The sequence below is a fragment of the Fructilactobacillus sp. X3R2C1 genome, from assembly GCF_059901235.1.
This window is the reverse complement of sequence record NZ_JBWXVA010000002.1, coordinates 133,811-149,337: the sequence shown is the minus strand read 5'-3', so window position 1 is coordinate 149,337 and position 15,527 is coordinate 133,811. Positions and strand designations below refer to the sequence as shown.

The window sequence follows — 15,527 nt, the reverse complement described above, 5'->3', positions numbered from 1 at the left end:
CATGGTTTCACTGAAATGTGATAAGCATAAAACTTCCTTCATCAACACCAATTATTTAACTACTATAATTATAAAATTATCACACAAAACAGTCAACGGTTAACCATCAATTAAGGTTGATTTTCCAATTGTTCATCTGATCTAAAAATTTTTTACTCTTTAAATTTAGTCCAACAGAACTATCGTAAATTTTATCAATCACACTGCGAATTTTCTTTTTAGTTTTGCTATTAACCTGAATGTTACCGATTTTTTTCAGGTCAATCGCAGAAAACAAGCGAAGATAGTAAATTGTTTTTTGGTCGAGATGCATTCGATGAGGATCAAGATGAAAATGATCCTCACAAATAATTCCTCCATACTCTTCTGAATAATCAAACTTTTTATTGGTTTGATGACAAATAACACAGGATTTAAATTCAGGTGCTACCCCAAAAGCAGGAAGAAGTTGAATCTCAATGATATTGGTAATTACTTCAGCATCAAAACCACTGTTAATCATATTTAAAGCATAGTATAAACGATTAAACCAATCGTTTATCTTAACTCCCTCAGGAAATGCCGCATCCACTAACGTCATAATGTAAGTAGCATATGCATCTAAATAAATATCATTTGCAATCTGTTCAAAATGCTTAACCTCATTACCACTACTAATGTGCGACAATCCTTCTGATTTGAGCGTGCCCTCGTACGTACCAAAGCTAAATGGCAAAATATCACCTGCCATTTTAAAGTTCGCTTTATTGGCTCCTCTAATAAAAAACATTTTGAGCCCAGCTTCTGCCGTCAAAAATTTCACCAACATATCGTGCTCGCGATAGTTCTTACGATACAATAAAATTCCATGAAAAGTTTGACTCCTTGGATTTACTGACAAAATATCACCTAGTAACTATCTTTTCGGTATCCTAATTGTCTTAAAGCTGATTCTTTTTCACGCCAACTTGGTTGAATTTTTACCCACAATTCAAGATAAACTTTGCTTCCAAGTAGAGTTTCAATCTCTTTTCTGGCCAATGTCCCAATCTTTTTCAGCATTCCACCATTCTTCCCAATCAAGATCCCGCGTTGGCCCTTTCGTTCAACAATAATATTAGCGTCAATATGAACGTTTCCATTATCTTGGGTCTTCATTTTTTCAACTTCAACTGCAACAGAATGTGGAATTTCTTGCCTCGTTAGTTCTAAAACTTTTTCGCGAATTAATTCGGAAACGATGAAACGTTCGGGATGATCGGTAATTTCATCGTCAGGATAATACTGCGGTCCTTCTGGCAACTTAGAAACCAAAGTAGTCAGTAATTCATCAACATTGTTCCCTTGAAGAGCAGAAATAGGAAACACATCAGCCCATTTATAAGCTCGTTTGTACGTGTCCATGATTGGTAATAAACTGTTCGGATTGACTTCATCAATCTTATTGATAACTAAGTAAACCGGACAATCCACTTTTTTTAATTGATCGATGATGTAATTATCACCAGCACCACGAGTTTCAGTAGCACTAACCATAAAAAGGACTGCATCGACCTCCTTTAAAGAAGAGAGAGCAGCGTCGTCCATATAATCATCCAACTTGTTTTTTGGTTTATGAATTCCGGGAGTATCAATGAAAACAATTTGTGCATCATCAGTGGTATAAATTCCCTGAATTTTGTTACGAGTGGTTTGTGCCTTGTCAGACATAATCGCAACCTTTTGCCCAATCACTCGATTTAAAAAGGTTGATTTCCCAACATTTGGACGTCCTACAATTGCTACAAATCCTGACTTATACTGTGCCTTTTCTGCCATATTTTCCCCTTTAGCTCATTAAATCAATAATTTTTGGAACGAAAACAATTAAACCTACAATGATCGCAAAAATTGCCGTTAAAACAACGCCACCAGCCGCAACGTCTTTAATTACCTTAACTCGTTCGTCGTAATGATGGTCCGCCATAAAATCCATGATCCTCTCAACAACGGTGTTAAGAATCTCACCGACAAGAACTAAAATAATTGCGGTAAACAGCCACATAAATTGTTCCAAACTAATTTTCAAAAGAAAACCAATTATTAGGGTAATAATGGCACTAGTTATATCAAACTTAAAGTTTCGTTCATGAACAAAAACCCATTTAATGCCATCAAACGCATGTCCAAAAGCCTGAAATATATTTTTATTTTTCCCAGTCTGTTTATTATTTTGTGAGTCCATAAGAGTCCATAATCTTTCTTTGAAGTGGGAACATGATGGCTTCATCCTCAGGCTTCATATGGTCATAACCATTTAGATGCAAAAATCCATGTACAACTAAAAAACCAAGTTCTCGATCATTTGAATGATTTAAAAAATCAGCCTGTTCAGCAACTTTATCAACACACACAAAAATATCCCCAATATTTTCAGGAATATCTTTTTTCATTTCATCATTCATGATTACGGGAAAATCATCATCACTCTGATCTTCAATCGCAAAACTAATCACATCAGTGGCCCGATCTACACCACGGTAGTCCCGGTTAATTTCCTTGATGCGATCATTGTTGACCAAAGTAACCGACATTTCGGTATTATTTTTTAAATCAATATACTTAGCGGCATAATTTAGAATATCTCTAATCAAATCAATTTTTTTGGGGTCGACCCCATCCTTAGTTTGATCATATATTTCCAGATCCATATCTATTCCCCATTATCATTTTTTTCGTAGGCATTAATGATTTTAGCCACAACTGGATGTCTAACTACATCATCAGCACTAAAGTTTACAAAATTAATATCATCAATATTTCTCAGGATTTTAGGAGCGGTGACTAATCCACTCCGGATTCTTCCGTTTAAATCAATTTGAGAAATATCACCATTAACAATCATTTTAGAACCAAAACCCAACCGGGTTAGAAACATTTTCATCTGAGCATTAGTAGTGTTTTGAGCTTCGTCTAAAATAACAAAAGAATTATCGAGGGTCCGACCACGCATATAAGCTAATGGCGCAATTTCGATAACGCCACGATCCATTAGCCTTTCAGTGTGATCAGATCCAAGGGTCGAATTCAGTGCATCGTACAGTGGTCGTAAATATGGATCAACTTTTTCTTTTAGGTCGCCAGGTAAAAAGCCTAAACTCTCACCCGCTTCAACAGCTGGTCTGGTTAAGACAATCTTATCAACGTCACCCTTTTTTAAAGCGGCAACTGCCATTACAACTGCTAGATAAGTCTTTCCCGTCCCAGCAGGTCCGATTCCAAAGGTAACATCATTATGCTTGATGGACTGAACGTACTGACGCTGCCCAAAATTCTTAACTCGAACCGGCTTCCCCTTATTATCCTTTAAAAGGACTTGATTATATAATTCTGGGAGAAAACCTAGAGTTCCTTTCTCAGCCATCTTCATTGCCGAAACAAAATCACTACCATTCAAAGTGATCCCAGAATGAACAAGTTCAATCATTCCATTTAAAATATCAATGGTATTTTGAACCGCTTTCTGAGTGTCACCTTCAACCGTAATCTTACCACCAGAATGGCGAATAGAAGTTTCCATCCCCTGTTCTAGAATATCTAAAAAGGCATCTTGAGCTCCAAATAAAGCTGATTCATCATTTGGATTCTTTAACGTTAATTCTTTTTTAAATTCAAAATTATCTGTCAATCAAACAGGTTCCTTTCATATCAACTCAACTTTTACTTAAAATACTAGCATATAATTTGCCACTTACAAAGTAAAAGAACAAAAAGAACCCATTGACCATTCAATGAGTTCCCTTCTTAACTAAGCGCTTTATTAACAAGTTTATTAACAGTGTTGCCATCGGCTTGTCCTTTAACTTTACCCATGACAGCACCCATTACTTTGCCAAAATCGCTCTTGTTTGCCGCACCAAGTTGCTTAACCGTTTCGTTAACAATTTTTTCAAGATCAGCTTCTGACATTTGCTTTGGGGCATAATTTTCAAGAATCTTTAGCTCATCTTCTTGCTCCTTCACCAAATCATCCCTGCCACCATCTTTAAACTCAGCAATCGAATCTTTGTGTTGTTTAACTTCTCGATTAACAACAGCCGCTTCTTCACTATCAGAAAGATCATGACCTAATTTAATCTTTTCATTCATTAAGTTCGACTTAAGCATTCTGACAATTGTCAGCTTAGTCTTATCATGATTCTTCATTGCATCTTTTAGATCATTATTTAATTCATTTGATAAAGTCATATTGGACCTCTTTTCGTCAATATAAAAAACGCTCCTGATCAGGGGCGTTTAATATTAGAAGCTGCGACGCTTCTTTTTCTTATTGTTACGTTTACGAGCTGCTTCTGATTTTAATTTACGTTTTACGCTAGGTTTTTCGTAAAATTCACGTTTACGGAATTCCTGAAGGGTACCGCTTTTTGAAACCGTGCGCTTAAAGCGTCGAAGAGCATCATCAAGAGATTCGTTTTTACGAACGACAGTTTTTGACATGATAAAATCCCTCCCTCCGAGCTTAAATGATACCGTCTGTAATCCTTAACGATCAATATTAATTATACATTATGGCACGGAGCCCGTCAACGAGTCTGAACAAGAAATATGATAAAATGTTAACAAAGTAGGAGGTAATATTATGGCAACTAATTTTAATGCATTTATCATTTCTGATTCAAGTGGTGCCACGGCAACTTCGATCGCCCGAACCGCTGCTTCTCAATTTCCAGAAGCAAACGCTAATTTTAAACGATACCCATTTACTCAAACGCAATCCATGCTCGATGGAATACTCAAACTTGCTAAAAAACAGGACGCCATCATTTTTCACACTTTAGTTGATCCGGGCCTGAGTAAAATAGTATCTCAATTTGCACTAGAAAATAACCTGTATAGTTTTGACTGCATTCAAAAACCCATTCAAATCATTTCTAAAAAACTCCATGAATCGGCTGCAGAAGTACCTGGCCTAGTTCACAACTTAAATGAAGACTACTTCAAACGGATCTCAGCAATCGAATTTGCGGTAGCTAATGATGACGGAAAACGACCTAATGACCTCAAAAAAGCTGATATCGTTCTTTTAGGAATATCAAGAACATCTAAAACGCCATTATCGCTATACCTTGCCAATCAAAACTTCTTGGTAGCAAACGTCCCAATCGGTCCTACCATCCAATTACCAGAAGAGGTTTATCAGATCGACCACAATAAAATATTTGGTTTAACCAATTCAGTTACCAATCTAAAAAAGATTCGGCAGGAAAGAATGATTGCTTATGGGTTAGACCCAAACACTCCATACTCGGACTCAAATCAAATAAAAAAAGAGCTTGACTATGCCAAGCAACTTTATCGAAAACTAAATTGTCTTCAAATTAACGTGTATAACAAGTCAATTGAAGAAACGGCCACCATCATAACTCAAAGTCTTAATATTAACGAACAAGATCATTAATCTTTTTAGCTTGATAATCTTCTTTAATATCCTCAATCATATCAGAATTAAACTTTTGTTCTTTTAACATTTTAATTTCATATTGATGAGGATCAATTTTAACATCTCCAATCTTAACAACCGGCGTCTCTAAAATCTTAGGAACTTGATCAAACTTGGGATACCGGGCTACATAATTTAAAGCATCAAATCCAATGGTCCCGAAACCAATGTTAGTATGACGGTCTTTATGGGATCCCATTGGATTTTTAGAATCGTTTAAATGAATCACTTTGATTCGATTAATACCAATAACTTGATCGAACTCTTCCATAACCCCATCAAAATCATTTTTAATGTCATAACCAGCGTCGCTAGTATGACAGGTATCAAAGGTAACCGATAACTTATCATTCAAATTAACACCGTCAATAATCTCAGCAAGTTGTTCAAAAGTCGACCCGATTTCAGTCCCTTTTCCTGCCATTGTTTCAAGTGCAATTTGAATCTTTTGTTCTGGGGTGATTACTTCATTTAACCCTTTAATGATCTGCTTAATTCCCGCTTCAACGCCAGCACCAACATGTGCACCGGGATGCAAAACAATTTGATCAGCTCCCATTGCTTCAGATCGATCAATCTCTTGTTTAAGAAAATCAACCGCAAAGTGGAAACTTTGTGGCTTTTTTGTGTTACCTAAGTTAATGATGTAAGGTGCATGAACTACCACCTCACGTAAATCATGATCAGCCATGTAGTCGTGTGCTTGATCAATTTTAAGATTTGCAATCGGGGTCCTTTTTGAGCTCTGAGGAGCACCAGTGTATAACATAAAGACATTCTCACCATCGCGTTCGGCTTCTTTTGCGGATCCTAACATCATCTCTGGCTTTTTCATTGCAACATGTGAACCAATCAAAAATTCATCATTACTCATGTTTATCCCCCATTACTTTAACAACTTGATTAGAAGCATCTCCATGCTCCCAACTACAAAACTTACCATAAAACTTCATCATTTTCTGATGATACCCAGCAAACTTACCATTTTCATTAAAATTAGACAACTCTTCATAAAAAGAATTTTGATTTTGAACAATTGGACCAGGAGCATCGCTTAGAAAATCAAAATAAAATCCACGTAGTTCATCCTTATAATGCTTTAAGTCGTAAGTATAAAACAACATTGGCCGTTTTAGATTGGCATAATCAAACATTACTGAAGAATAGTCAGTAATGAGCAAATCTGAAATTAAGTATAACTCATTAATATCACGATCAGCTTCAATGTAAACTCGCTTTTCATACCCAGAAATATCAATTTGGTCCTTGACTAAGTAATGCGGACGAATAATTAAAATAGTGTCACTAGATACATGCTTAAAGAAACCTTTTAAAGAAAACGGTAACTCAAAGTTATAACTGCCCTTCTTTTGATAATCATCATCACGCCAAGTTGGTGCATACAAAATAACTTTAGAAGTCGAGTCACCAATAATTTTTTCTTTTAATTTTTTAATCTCACTTGAAGTATTTTTATGATATAAGACATCGTTTCTGGGATAACCAATTCGTAACGGAATATTTCTAAAATCAAAGGCGTGATCAAAGATTCGTTCTGAATACTGATTAGGCATAATTAAATAGTCCCACCGCTCGGCTTCTTTGACAAAATCATTATGGTATTGATTAGTGGAAATACCTGGAATCGCAACGTGTTTGATATCAATTCCTAATTTTTTTAACGGGGTTCCATGCCATGTTTGGATATAGGTGGTCCGCCTATTCTTTTTCCACCACTTCGGAAATCGGGAATTAAAAACCCAAAAGTCTGCCCTAGCAATGTGCCAAACCCACCTTGGAAAAAAACGCCGTAAAATCTTTATGTTGGGATACTTTTCGTGTAATTGTTTGTATTTGGAAGCTTTGACACCAAAATAGGCTTTTTTAGCATCATGAGGATGTTGCTTCACCCACGCAAGGTAAATGGCGGCTGGATTATCGTTTATATCCCTACCATTAAAACTTTCAAACATTACTTCATTTTTTTTAGTTGGTAAACAAATAAACCCATCGTTTAAAACGATGAGCCCAGTGCGAATAGTCAACTTAATCCCATTAATTAACTTGTTTTTAATTTGTTTTCCATTCATGTTATTTTTACCTATACTAAATCAACAAAATGCGATCTAAATTTAAAGTGAAGATGAGATCCAATTAAAAAGAAAAATAACGTCATCAACCAAAAAATCACGGTTAACAGTGGCTTCTCCCAAAACCAGCTACTCGATAACATTGAATCCCTGAATCCTTGAACAATGTAAAAAAACGGATTCAACTCCAAAATTCTGATTAAAAATGGCGGAAATGATGCAGACGATTCAAAGTTAAATAGAACTCCTGAGATGTAGAACAGCATTCTCATAAACGATTGCAACATGACATGATAATCTCGTACCAAGACGGTAATGGTCGAATTAAAAATGCCAAAAGCAATTAACCAAGCAATCATGGCAATAAAGTAATAAATCCACTGGAACCAGAACAAACTCGGTCGAACTCCATAAAGATAACCAATTACAATTGAAAACGCCAACATTGTCCAAAAAGAACTCAAGTTACTGACTAACTTAATCGAAGGTAAAATGCTAATTGGAAACTTCATTTTTGAAACTAACCCAGCTCGTTGATAAATACTCTTAGAGGCGTCTAGTGTAACTCGGTTCATAAAAAACCAAGGAGTAATCCCAATGACCATCCATGGGAGATAACTGCCGTTGTGTCCGGTACTACCCTTTAACCCAACACCAAAGACTAACCAGTAAATTGCAATTTGAATCAGCGGATAAAGATACTCCCAGACTAAGCCCAAATAATGACTTTGATAAGTAGCCTTATCTTCATACTTTGAAATTCGAAAAATAATGCCCAAATTTTCAAATTGTTCCTTAAGTAAGGCCCAAACTTCCTTCAAGCTCAGCACTCTCCCTTTTCTGTTTATCTAATTATTTTGTAAAACATACTTTTTAATAACCCGTTCGGTTGCATACCCATCATTATAAGTGTTCCAGTGTTTATTAAAATTAGTAAAATCAATTTTTTGATTATCCACAATGGCTTTATTCAACTGATCAACCTTAGTGATTGGTTTAGATGGTAACCACTGTAAGAAATCCTTTTGAATTCCTGGGTCTTTTTCGTATTGTTCTAAATCAAACATAAAGAAAATCATTGATCGTGCTTGTGGCAATAAACTAAAATCAAAGGCAACTGAAGAATAGTCCGTTACGAGTGTGTCACAAACTGAAAGTAAATCAGACGTTGAAAGTTGATTATAAAAACGAATATTTCCGTTTGAAAACTTTCTAATACGTGCTTCCTGATCCCTGAGTAAGGGATGAAGTTTAACCACTGTAATCGCATTTGGATCGGCGGTCAATGCTTCGCCAATACTTTTTGGAGGTTCAAACTCTAAGCCATCCCGATATGTTGGAGCATACAAAATGACCCTTTTACCCTTTAATTCTGGAGCAACCTGATAAACACGATGTCTGGCAACTCTTCTCCAGCGTTCCTTAAACAATCGATCCGAACGTGGATAGCCTAAATATTTCATTTTACTAGGAACCTCATGATAACTGCGTTCAAAGATCTTTCCCATCGCTTTTGAAGCTACCACAAAGTCATCAAAATGATTGTATACACTTTGAAATCTAAGTCTATCGAAAAACGATCTTTTCTTGGTCGTGGGATCTTCCCATCCAAAACATTTAATGGCACCATCAGCATGCCACAATTGAACAATTCTCATTTTACTCTTTGGTCGTACTAAACCAGCCAAAAATGGGAAGTAATTATCACAGAACAAAACTCGAGCTGACATTAATTGAGGAACGGTAAATAACGCAAATTTAGCGTTTTCATTAAAGGGAATCGTCTTGATTCCAAAGGCACTCAAATCAGTTGCTGCGGCTTCAATTTCGGGTTCGTATAATACGACTAATTCTTGTCCAATGGGCGTGTTAGTGGCAATCTGTTTAATCAACCTAAGGTTATTATCGAAACTCATAACATAATATATATTTTTCTTTGGTCGAAAATAAAAAATTGCAGAAACTATTTTAATTAACCATGTATACATGACTTTCACTTAAACCACCATTTTCAATAATTACAATGAGACATTATATCATAAAGAAAAAACCGGGACACTCTAACTTAATAAGCTATTTTCGCTTCTTTTCATAGAAATTCCCTAGTACCTTATCAACATCCACAACCACTCCAAATGAATCTGGATCAGATTCATTTAAAGCCGCTTCAAATTCGGTCATTTCATATCGTGAAATTGAGGTGAACAAAACCGACTTTTTTTTATGGTTATAGGCTCCCTCAGCATTATGAATAATCGTAATACCTCTCCTAAGGTGATTTTGAATACTATCAACCACCGTCTTAGGACGATCAGTAACTACCATTACTTGCACGATTTGTTGCCTTGTATATGCCAGATCCATCGCTTTCGCGTTAACTAGGACTCCAATTGCTGAATAAAAGGCATAGGGCCAACCATAAAAGAATCCCGCTGATAAGATGATAAAAGTATTGAATATCAGATTAATTTTCCCAATTGATTTACCGGTTTTACGTTGGATAACAATTCCTAAGATATCTAACCCACCAGTAGAAATCCCATTTTTAAGCGACAGACCCACTCCAAATCCGTTAATGGCACCACCAAAGATAGCACAAATCAATGGATCCGTTGTCAGAGTCAGTGGCCGTAATATTTTGATCATAACACTGGCAACCACAACGGAAACGAACGTAAACATGGTAAACTGATGACCAATTTGTTTCCAAGACAAAATAAACATTGGAATGTTCAGTAAGAAAAGTCCCAAAGCAGCTGAAATTGTAAATGGAAAATACCGTTCTGTAAGAGTATCCAATAGCTGTGCAAAACCGGTAACTCCTGAAGAATAAATATGTCCGGGAGTCCAAAAGAAATTCATCGCAATTGAAACCATGATTCCGTACACGAAGGCGGTCGAGAACTTAGATATGTACTGATGTCGCTTTAAAATTTTCTGTACGTCGTCCATTTAAGTAACCCCTGATCATTTAGAAATTCATAACTAGTATACCATTCCAAAATTTAAAAAAAATAAAAAGTTGTGGGGTTACCACAACTTTTAGCTAATATTTAATTATCCCTTTTATCAACTGAAATGCCTAATTCATCTAACTGTTTGTCAGAAACAGGTGTAGGAGCACCAGTCAATGGTTCAACTGCCTTTGAATTCTTAGGGAAGGCAATTACATCTCGAATATTACCACGATGTGCTAATAACCTAGCAAAACGATCTAATCCAATTGCCAAACCACCATGTGGTGGAAAACCATAATCCAATGCTCTAAGGAAATACCCAAATTGATTCTCCGCACTTTCCTTAGTAAATCCGAGGGCTTTAAACATCTTTTCTTGAAGATCACGGGTATGAATACGAATTGATCCTCCACCAAGCTCCAGTCCATTCAGAATAATATCATAACTTTGAGCATGCGCTTTGTGGGGATCTTCTCCGTCATTTAGGTAATGTTCGTCACCTACATTTGGCATCGTAAATGGATGGTGAGCAGCAACCCAACGCCCAGCACCCTCATCATATTCAAATAGTGGCCAATCAACAATCCAAAGGAAATTATACTTGTCTTCTGGAATCATATTTAACTCATTGGCAATGGCAACCCGGAGATATCCTAAAGTATCAGCCACTACCTTACTCCGATCAGCAGCAAATAATAACAAGTCACCGTCTTTTGCCCCAGTGGCTTTTTTAATTTTACTTACCATTTCTGGATCTTTGAAGAATTTAGCGATTGGGCCAGAGAATCCATCATCAGTGACTTTCATCCATGCAAGTCCCTTAGCGCCAAAACGCTTTACGTATTCACCGTACTTATCAATATCTTTTCTTGAGAAGTTTGCTGCACCACCAGGAACAGCAATGGCTTTAACCTGACCACCATCTTTAATTGCTGAATCAAATACCTTAAAGTCGGACCCAGTAACTACGTCCGAAAGATCCTTTAATTCCATCCCAAAGCGAGTATCCGGTTGATCTGTACCAAATCGGTCCATTGATTCCTGCCAAGTAATCCTCTCAAAGGGCAAATTAACATCAACGTCAACCGTATCTTTCATGACTTTTTTAATTAATCCTTCTGTGATTTCCTGAATTTCTTCAGCAGAAAGAAATGAAGTCTCCATATCAATCTGGGTAAATTCTGGTTGACGATCACCCCGTAAGTCTTCATCTCTGAAGCACCGTGCAATTTGATAATAGCGATCAAATCCAGCTCCCATTAGTAATTGTTTAAACTGCTGCGGAGATTGAGGTAATGCATAAAATGATCCCGGATATACTCTTGATGGGACTAGGTAGTCTCTTGCTCCCTCTGGAGTTGAAACCGTTAGATCTGGGGTTTCAATATCGATAAATCCATTTTCGTCAAAATACTTGTGAGTAGACTGTAAGATCCGATTCCGGATCAATAATCCCTTTTGCATCACTGGACGTCTAAGATCAAGATAACGATACTTTAATCTTAAGTCATCAGACGCATTGATATCATTTTTGATTTCAAATGGGGTTTGCTTGGAGGTGCTTAAAACCCTAGCGTCAGAAACATCAACTTCAACTTTTCCGGTATGGATATCCGGATTAATTTCTTTTTCTGCTCTAGCAACCACTCTTCCTTTAATCTGGATAACATACTCATTTTTAACTGATTCGGCTACTTTAAAGGCTTCTTTGCCATTTTTTTCATTAAAAACCAACTGAACGATCCCAGCACGATCACGTAAGTCAATAAAAATAAGACTTCCCAAGTTACGCTTTTTAGCAACCCATCCATCTAAGACTACTTCTTGATCTAAATAATCCTCGTTAACGTTTCCAGCATACGTTGTTCGCTTCATGTACTAATCTTCCTCTCATTTAGTTGAGTCAAAAGCATAAAAAAAGCGCACCATGTAATTACAAGGGCGCAATTAGCACGGTACCACCTTTTTTAGTTTCTTTTGTTTATTCATTTTACCTCGATGCGTCTTTACCATTTTTAGGACACGCCCTCTCAGCACTTGGACGTTCTCTTCAGACCACTAAACGGTTACTATTCATCGTCAACAGTATTTTAAATCACTTTAAGACTAATAAAACCCACATAAATTGTCAAGATTCTAGTGAGTATTTTTATTATATGCTTAAACAAAAAGACAAAAAGTTATACTATTATGAGTAATCGTATCATTAATGAGGTCGAAAAGATGAATATAAATTTATACATAAAAAATAAACGTGGTTTTTACACTACTCTGATAATTGTGGGCGTAACCTTGATTATCCTTTTAGTTATGTTAATAAAAAATAATGTCAGTATTGGCTTTAATAACCTGGACATAAAATCCGGTCCAGGGATTGAATATCGTACGGTCAAAACCATTAACCGAGGAACTAGACTTCAAATTCTAAGTGAAAAAGACAACTGGTACAGAGTTGTATATCAAAACCAAAAGATTGGTTGGGTACCTGCTTGGTTAGTCAATAATCGTAAGCTTAATAAAGCCACTAAACTATCAGAAACAACCATCGTCTTAGACCCTGGTCATGGAGGAAGCGACTCGGGTGCACTATCAACCAGCGGGCAAAAAGAAAAAAACTACACCCTTAAACTAGCCCAACAAGTCGCAAATAAGCTGCGTAATCGTGGTGCGCATGTTATCATGACAAGGGATTCAGATAAGACGGTTAGTCTATACAAACGACCCGATTTTTCAACTGATAATCATGCCAATTTCTTCGTGAGTTTCCATTTTGATTCATCCAGTACCGATAATACCGCAAGTGGATTTACCAGCTACTACTATCATTCAGGAAAATCAAAACAACTGGCATCTGACATCAATTCCAATATGGATGATGTTCCCCTTAATAATCGTGGTGTCCAAGTTGGTAACTATTTAGTGATTAGGGATGTCTCAATCCCATCGGTTTTACTCGAAATGGGATACATTAATAATGACCATGACTTTAGTAAGATTAAAAATGCTAGTTACCAAAATCTCGTTGCAAATGATGTAACCAATGGAATCAATAATTATGTAAACAAGACTTATTAGAAGGGAGTTTACTATGAAAAAATTAAATCAAGATTGGATTACTCAATTACCATTAAAGAACGTTGAATCGTTAACTCCGGTTTCAGGCGGAGACATCAATGACTCATATCAAGTTAAAACTCCAGATAAAACTTATTTTATGAAGGTCCAGCCTAATCGTGGAAAAGTATTCTTCGATCATGAAGTTGAAGGAATTCACTTGTTATCGAAAGCGGCCAACGTCCCAACGGTAGTAGCATCTGGTGAAATTGATGGTGACGGCTTTTTAATCCTGGATTGGATTGACGTTGGTTCTGGAAACCAATACGATCTTGGCAAAATGGTCGCAAACGTTCATAAAATTCATAACGATCAGTTTGGATTAGACCAAAACTTTGATGCTGGAAAAATACCAAAAAATAACACCTGGCAAGACACTTGGCAAAAATTCTACGTCGAACAACGAATTGATCCGTTGGTAAAAATAGCAAAAGAAAAGGGCCGCTGGAATGATTCCAGAGACCAACATTATCAAGTTATGAGACAACAAATTATTGACTACTACACAAAACATCCCAGTATCCCAAGCCTGCTCCACGGAGACCTCTGGTCTGGGAATGCTATTTTTACAGCTAATCATGAGCCCATGTTGATTGATCCAGACGTCTACTTTGGCGACCGTGAGTATGACCTTGGTGTAACAACCGTCTTTGGTGGATTTAACCGCGATTTCTACCGCGGTTACAATGACACCTATCCAATTGAACCGGGTTTTGAAAACCGGGTCGGTTGGTACCGCTTCTATTACTCACTAATGCACGTTGTATTATTTGGGGAAACATTTGGGCCCTTATTAGACGGCGTGCTAAGTTCATTTAATTAAACTTAACATATCGTTAAAATCATGAACTACGTAATCTGGGTCTCCTGGTTCAACAATTACGTAGTCAGGATCGAAAAGGATGGTTTTAATTCCGGCATTATGACCAGCATCAACATCTAAACGTCGATCACCAATCATAAAAGTATCAGAGCGATCTAAATTCATCTTTTCAATTAAATAATTCAAAGACCCCGGATCAGGTTTCCTTTTAAAAGACTGTTTGCTGGTAACAAAACCAGTAAACAGTCTTTTTAAGTCAAAATGATCAAGTAGAGTTAATGCTTGGTCATCTCTATGAGTTAAAAGTCCGTTCTTTCCATCCGTTTTTAAAACTTTTAACAAAACAGATTGAACCCCTTTAAATGGCTTTGCTAACATAACTTCATCAACTTCAAACTTTTTATAGTCTTTTAGAAATTGATCTCGATTAAGATTAAATTCAGCGCAATATTTGGTCTCAGCCGAGCCCAATGAATGAACTCGCATATCTTCATAGATTGACTCAGGATCAAAGTTAACATCACTCACTCCATTCTCAGCTAACGCCTTACAAAACGAAGTCACCATGTACGGGTAAGTATTAAAAAGTGTTCCATCAAAATTCCAAACTGCATTTGTCATGTTAAATCTTTCCTTTTTTCTGATAATTCAAAATAAATGTGGCAGGACCATGGTTCTCTAAATCAACGTTCATATCGGCACCAAACACGCCAGTTTCAACTTTCAATCCGATCTCTTTGAGTGCGTCATTAAACTTTTCGTAAATAAGTTTAGCGTGCTTAGGATTACCAGCTCCAGTGAAAGTTGGACGATTTCCCTTTTTGGTGTCAGCAAGCAATGTAAATTGCGAAACAGAAAGAATTGAGCCGTTAACTTGCTGGATGTTTAAATTCATTTTGCCATTCTCATCTTCAAAAATCCTTAGATGAGCAACCTTATGAACAAGATGATCAATTTCATCTTGTCCATCGGAATCTGTAACCCCAACTAAGATCATATATCCGTTGCCGATTTTCCCGTTTATTTTACCATCAATACTTACGCTTGCATGGTTAACTCGTTGAATCACTAATTTCAATCTT

18 protein-coding genes are annotated in these 15,527 nt (G+C 36.6%); 3 read left to right on the top strand and 15 right to left on the bottom strand.

Annotated elements, in window-relative coordinates; genetic code table 11:
- Positions 1–106: 106 nt before the first annotated feature.
- From recO to rpsU, 7 genes are all read right to left on the bottom strand, one after another.
- Positions 107–880, bottom strand: coding sequence for a DNA repair protein RecO (gene recO / locus AC6UDB_RS02825; RefSeq protein ID WP_500709101.1), 774 nt, complete (start codon positions 878–880; stop codon positions 107–109).
- 8 nt (positions 881–888) lie between these two features.
- The gene (era, locus tag AC6UDB_RS02820; RefSeq protein ID WP_500693803.1) at positions 889–1,797 is read right to left on the bottom strand and encodes a GTPase Era; all 909 of its coding nucleotides are present in this window, start codon (positions 1,795–1,797) and stop codon (positions 889–891) included.
- A 10-nt stretch (positions 1,798–1,807) separates the two neighbouring features.
- On the bottom strand, positions 1,808–2,203 hold the full coding sequence (locus AC6UDB_RS02815) for a diacylglycerol kinase family protein (protein ID WP_500693804.1): 396 nt from the start codon (positions 2,201–2,203) through the stop codon (positions 1,808–1,810).
- Positions 2,187–2,669, bottom strand: coding sequence for an rRNA maturation RNase YbeY (gene ybeY / locus AC6UDB_RS02810; protein ID WP_500693805.1), 483 nt, complete (start codon positions 2,667–2,669; stop codon positions 2,187–2,189). Before ybeY ends, AC6UDB_RS02815 begins: the two co-directional genes overlap by 17 nt.
- Positions 2,670–2,671: 2 nt before the next feature.
- Positions 2,672–3,646, bottom strand: coding sequence for a PhoH family protein (locus tag AC6UDB_RS02805; protein ID WP_500695607.1), 975 nt, complete (start codon positions 3,644–3,646; stop codon positions 2,672–2,674).
- A gap of 116 nt (positions 3,647–3,762) precedes the next feature.
- Positions 3,763–4,206, bottom strand: a complete 444-nt coding sequence (locus tag AC6UDB_RS02800) for a GatB/YqeY domain-containing protein (protein ID WP_500695606.1) — start codon at positions 4,204–4,206, stop codon at positions 3,763–3,765.
- 54 nt (positions 4,207–4,260) lie between these two features.
- A complete protein-coding gene (rpsU, locus tag AC6UDB_RS02795) occupies positions 4,261–4,458 on the bottom strand; it encodes a 30S ribosomal protein S21 (RefSeq protein WP_039142968.1) in 198 nt (65 codons plus the stop codon).
- A 142-nt stretch (positions 4,459–4,600) separates the two neighbouring features.
- On the opposite strand from rpsU, the gene AC6UDB_RS02790 reads away from it, so the two are divergent.
- Entirely contained in the window at positions 4,601–5,419 is an 819-nt protein-coding gene (locus AC6UDB_RS02790) for a pyruvate, water dikinase regulatory protein (RefSeq protein ID WP_500709100.1), read from the top strand.
- On the opposite strand, the gene AC6UDB_RS02785 is transcribed toward AC6UDB_RS02790, so the two are convergent.
- The 6 genes from AC6UDB_RS02785 to aspS all read right to left on the bottom strand — a co-directional run bounded on the left by AC6UDB_RS02785 (position 5,400) and on the right by aspS (position 12,383).
- A complete protein-coding gene (locus AC6UDB_RS02785; protein ID WP_500699451.1) occupies positions 5,400–6,335 on the bottom strand; it encodes a deoxyribonuclease IV in 936 nt (311 codons plus the stop codon). The genes AC6UDB_RS02790 and AC6UDB_RS02785 overlap by 20 nt on opposite strands.
- A complete protein-coding gene (locus AC6UDB_RS02780; RefSeq protein WP_500709098.1) occupies positions 6,328–7,551 on the bottom strand; it encodes a CDP-glycerol glycerophosphotransferase family protein in 1,224 nt (407 codons plus the stop codon). Before AC6UDB_RS02780 ends, AC6UDB_RS02785 begins: the two co-directional genes overlap by 8 nt.
- A gap of 11 nt (positions 7,552–7,562) precedes the next feature.
- Positions 7,563–8,372 (bottom strand): ABC transporter permease, encoded by an 810-nt coding sequence (locus AC6UDB_RS02775; protein WP_500693811.1) that lies wholly within the window; start codon positions 8,370–8,372, stop codon positions 7,563–7,565.
- A gap of 27 nt (positions 8,373–8,399) precedes the next feature.
- Positions 8,400–9,467 carry a CDP-glycerol glycerophosphotransferase family protein gene (locus AC6UDB_RS02770; protein WP_500695603.1) on the bottom strand — a complete coding sequence of 356 codons (1,068 nt, stop codon included), beginning with the start codon at positions 9,465–9,467 and terminating at the stop codon, positions 8,400–8,402.
- 157 nt (positions 9,468–9,624) lie between these two features.
- Positions 9,625–10,503 carry a YitT family protein gene (locus AC6UDB_RS02765; protein WP_500709097.1) on the bottom strand — a complete coding sequence of 293 codons (879 nt, stop codon included), beginning with the start codon at positions 10,501–10,503 and terminating at the stop codon, positions 9,625–9,627.
- A 101-nt stretch (positions 10,504–10,604) separates the two neighbouring features.
- Entirely contained in the window at positions 10,605–12,383 is a 1,779-nt protein-coding gene (aspS, locus tag AC6UDB_RS02760; protein ID WP_500709095.1) for an aspartate--tRNA ligase, read from the bottom strand.
- 348 nt (positions 12,384–12,731) lie between these two features.
- On the opposite strand from aspS, the gene AC6UDB_RS02755 reads away from it, so the two are divergent.
- Both AC6UDB_RS02755 and AC6UDB_RS02750 read left to right on the top strand, forming a co-directional pair.
- Positions 12,732–13,583 (top strand): N-acetylmuramoyl-L-alanine amidase family protein, encoded by an 852-nt coding sequence (locus AC6UDB_RS02755; RefSeq protein ID WP_500709094.1) that lies wholly within the window; start codon positions 12,732–12,734, stop codon positions 13,581–13,583.
- Positions 13,584–13,596: 13 nt separating this feature from the next.
- Positions 13,597–14,445 (top strand): fructosamine kinase family protein, encoded by an 849-nt coding sequence (locus tag AC6UDB_RS02750; protein WP_500695600.1) that lies wholly within the window; start codon positions 13,597–13,599, stop codon positions 14,443–14,445.
- Here AC6UDB_RS02750 and AC6UDB_RS02745 read toward each other — a convergent pair.
- Both AC6UDB_RS02745 and dtd read right to left on the bottom strand, forming a co-directional pair.
- On the bottom strand, positions 14,434–15,066 hold the full coding sequence (locus AC6UDB_RS02745; protein ID WP_500709093.1) for an HAD-IA family hydrolase: 633 nt from the start codon (positions 15,064–15,066) through the stop codon (positions 14,434–14,436). The genes AC6UDB_RS02750 and AC6UDB_RS02745 overlap by 12 nt on opposite strands.
- A gap of 1 nt (position 15,067) precedes the next feature.
- Positions 15,068–15,523 (bottom strand): D-aminoacyl-tRNA deacylase, encoded by a 456-nt coding sequence (gene dtd / locus AC6UDB_RS02740; RefSeq protein WP_500709092.1) that lies wholly within the window; start codon positions 15,521–15,523, stop codon positions 15,068–15,070.
- Positions 15,524–15,527 lie beyond the last annotated feature (4 nt).

Bases quoted from the DNA above. Each gene is read 5' to 3' on its own strand.
- AC6UDB_RS02770 (WP_500695603.1), bottom strand. From the start codon at position 9,467: ATGAGTTTCGATAATAACCTTAGGTTGATTAAACAGATTGCCACTAAC.
- AC6UDB_RS02750 (WP_500695600.1), top strand. From the start codon at position 13,597: ATGAAAAAATTAAATCAAGATTGGATTACTCAATTACCATTAAAGAAC.
- AC6UDB_RS02815 (WP_500693804.1), bottom strand. From the start codon at position 2,203: ATGGACTCACAAAATAATAAACAGACTGGGAAAAATAAAAATATATTT.
- AC6UDB_RS02765 (WP_500709097.1), bottom strand. From the start codon at position 10,503: ATGGACGACGTACAGAAAATTTTAAAGCGACATCAGTACATATCTAAG.
- ybeY (WP_500693805.1), bottom strand. From the start codon at position 2,669: ATGGATCTGGAAATATATGATCAAACTAAGGATGGGGTCGACCCCAAA.
- aspS (WP_500709095.1), bottom strand. From the start codon at position 12,383: ATGAAGCGAACAACGTATGCTGGAAACGTTAACGAGGATTATTTAGAT.
- AC6UDB_RS02755 (WP_500709094.1), top strand. From the start codon at position 12,732: ATGAATATAAATTTATACATAAAAAATAAACGTGGTTTTTACACTACT.
- AC6UDB_RS02785 (WP_500699451.1), bottom strand. From the start codon at position 6,335: ATGAGTAATGATGAATTTTTGATTGGTTCACATGTTGCAATGAAAAAG.
- AC6UDB_RS02745 (WP_500709093.1), bottom strand. From the start codon at position 15,066: ATGACAAATGCAGTTTGGAATTTTGATGGAACACTTTTTAATACTTAC.
- era (WP_500693803.1), bottom strand. From the start codon at position 1,797: ATGGCAGAAAAGGCACAGTATAAGTCAGGATTTGTAGCAATTGTAGGA.
- AC6UDB_RS02800 (WP_500695606.1), bottom strand. From the start codon at position 4,206: ATGACTTTATCAAATGAATTAAATAATGATCTAAAAGATGCAATGAAG.
- AC6UDB_RS02780 (WP_500709098.1), bottom strand. From the start codon at position 7,551: ATGAATGGAAAACAAATTAAAAACAAGTTAATTAATGGGATTAAGTTG.
- AC6UDB_RS02790 (WP_500709100.1), top strand. From the start codon at position 4,601: ATGGCAACTAATTTTAATGCATTTATCATTTCTGATTCAAGTGGTGCC.
- rpsU (WP_039142968.1), bottom strand. From the start codon at position 4,458: ATGTCAAAAACTGTCGTTCGTAAAAACGAATCTCTTGATGATGCTCTT.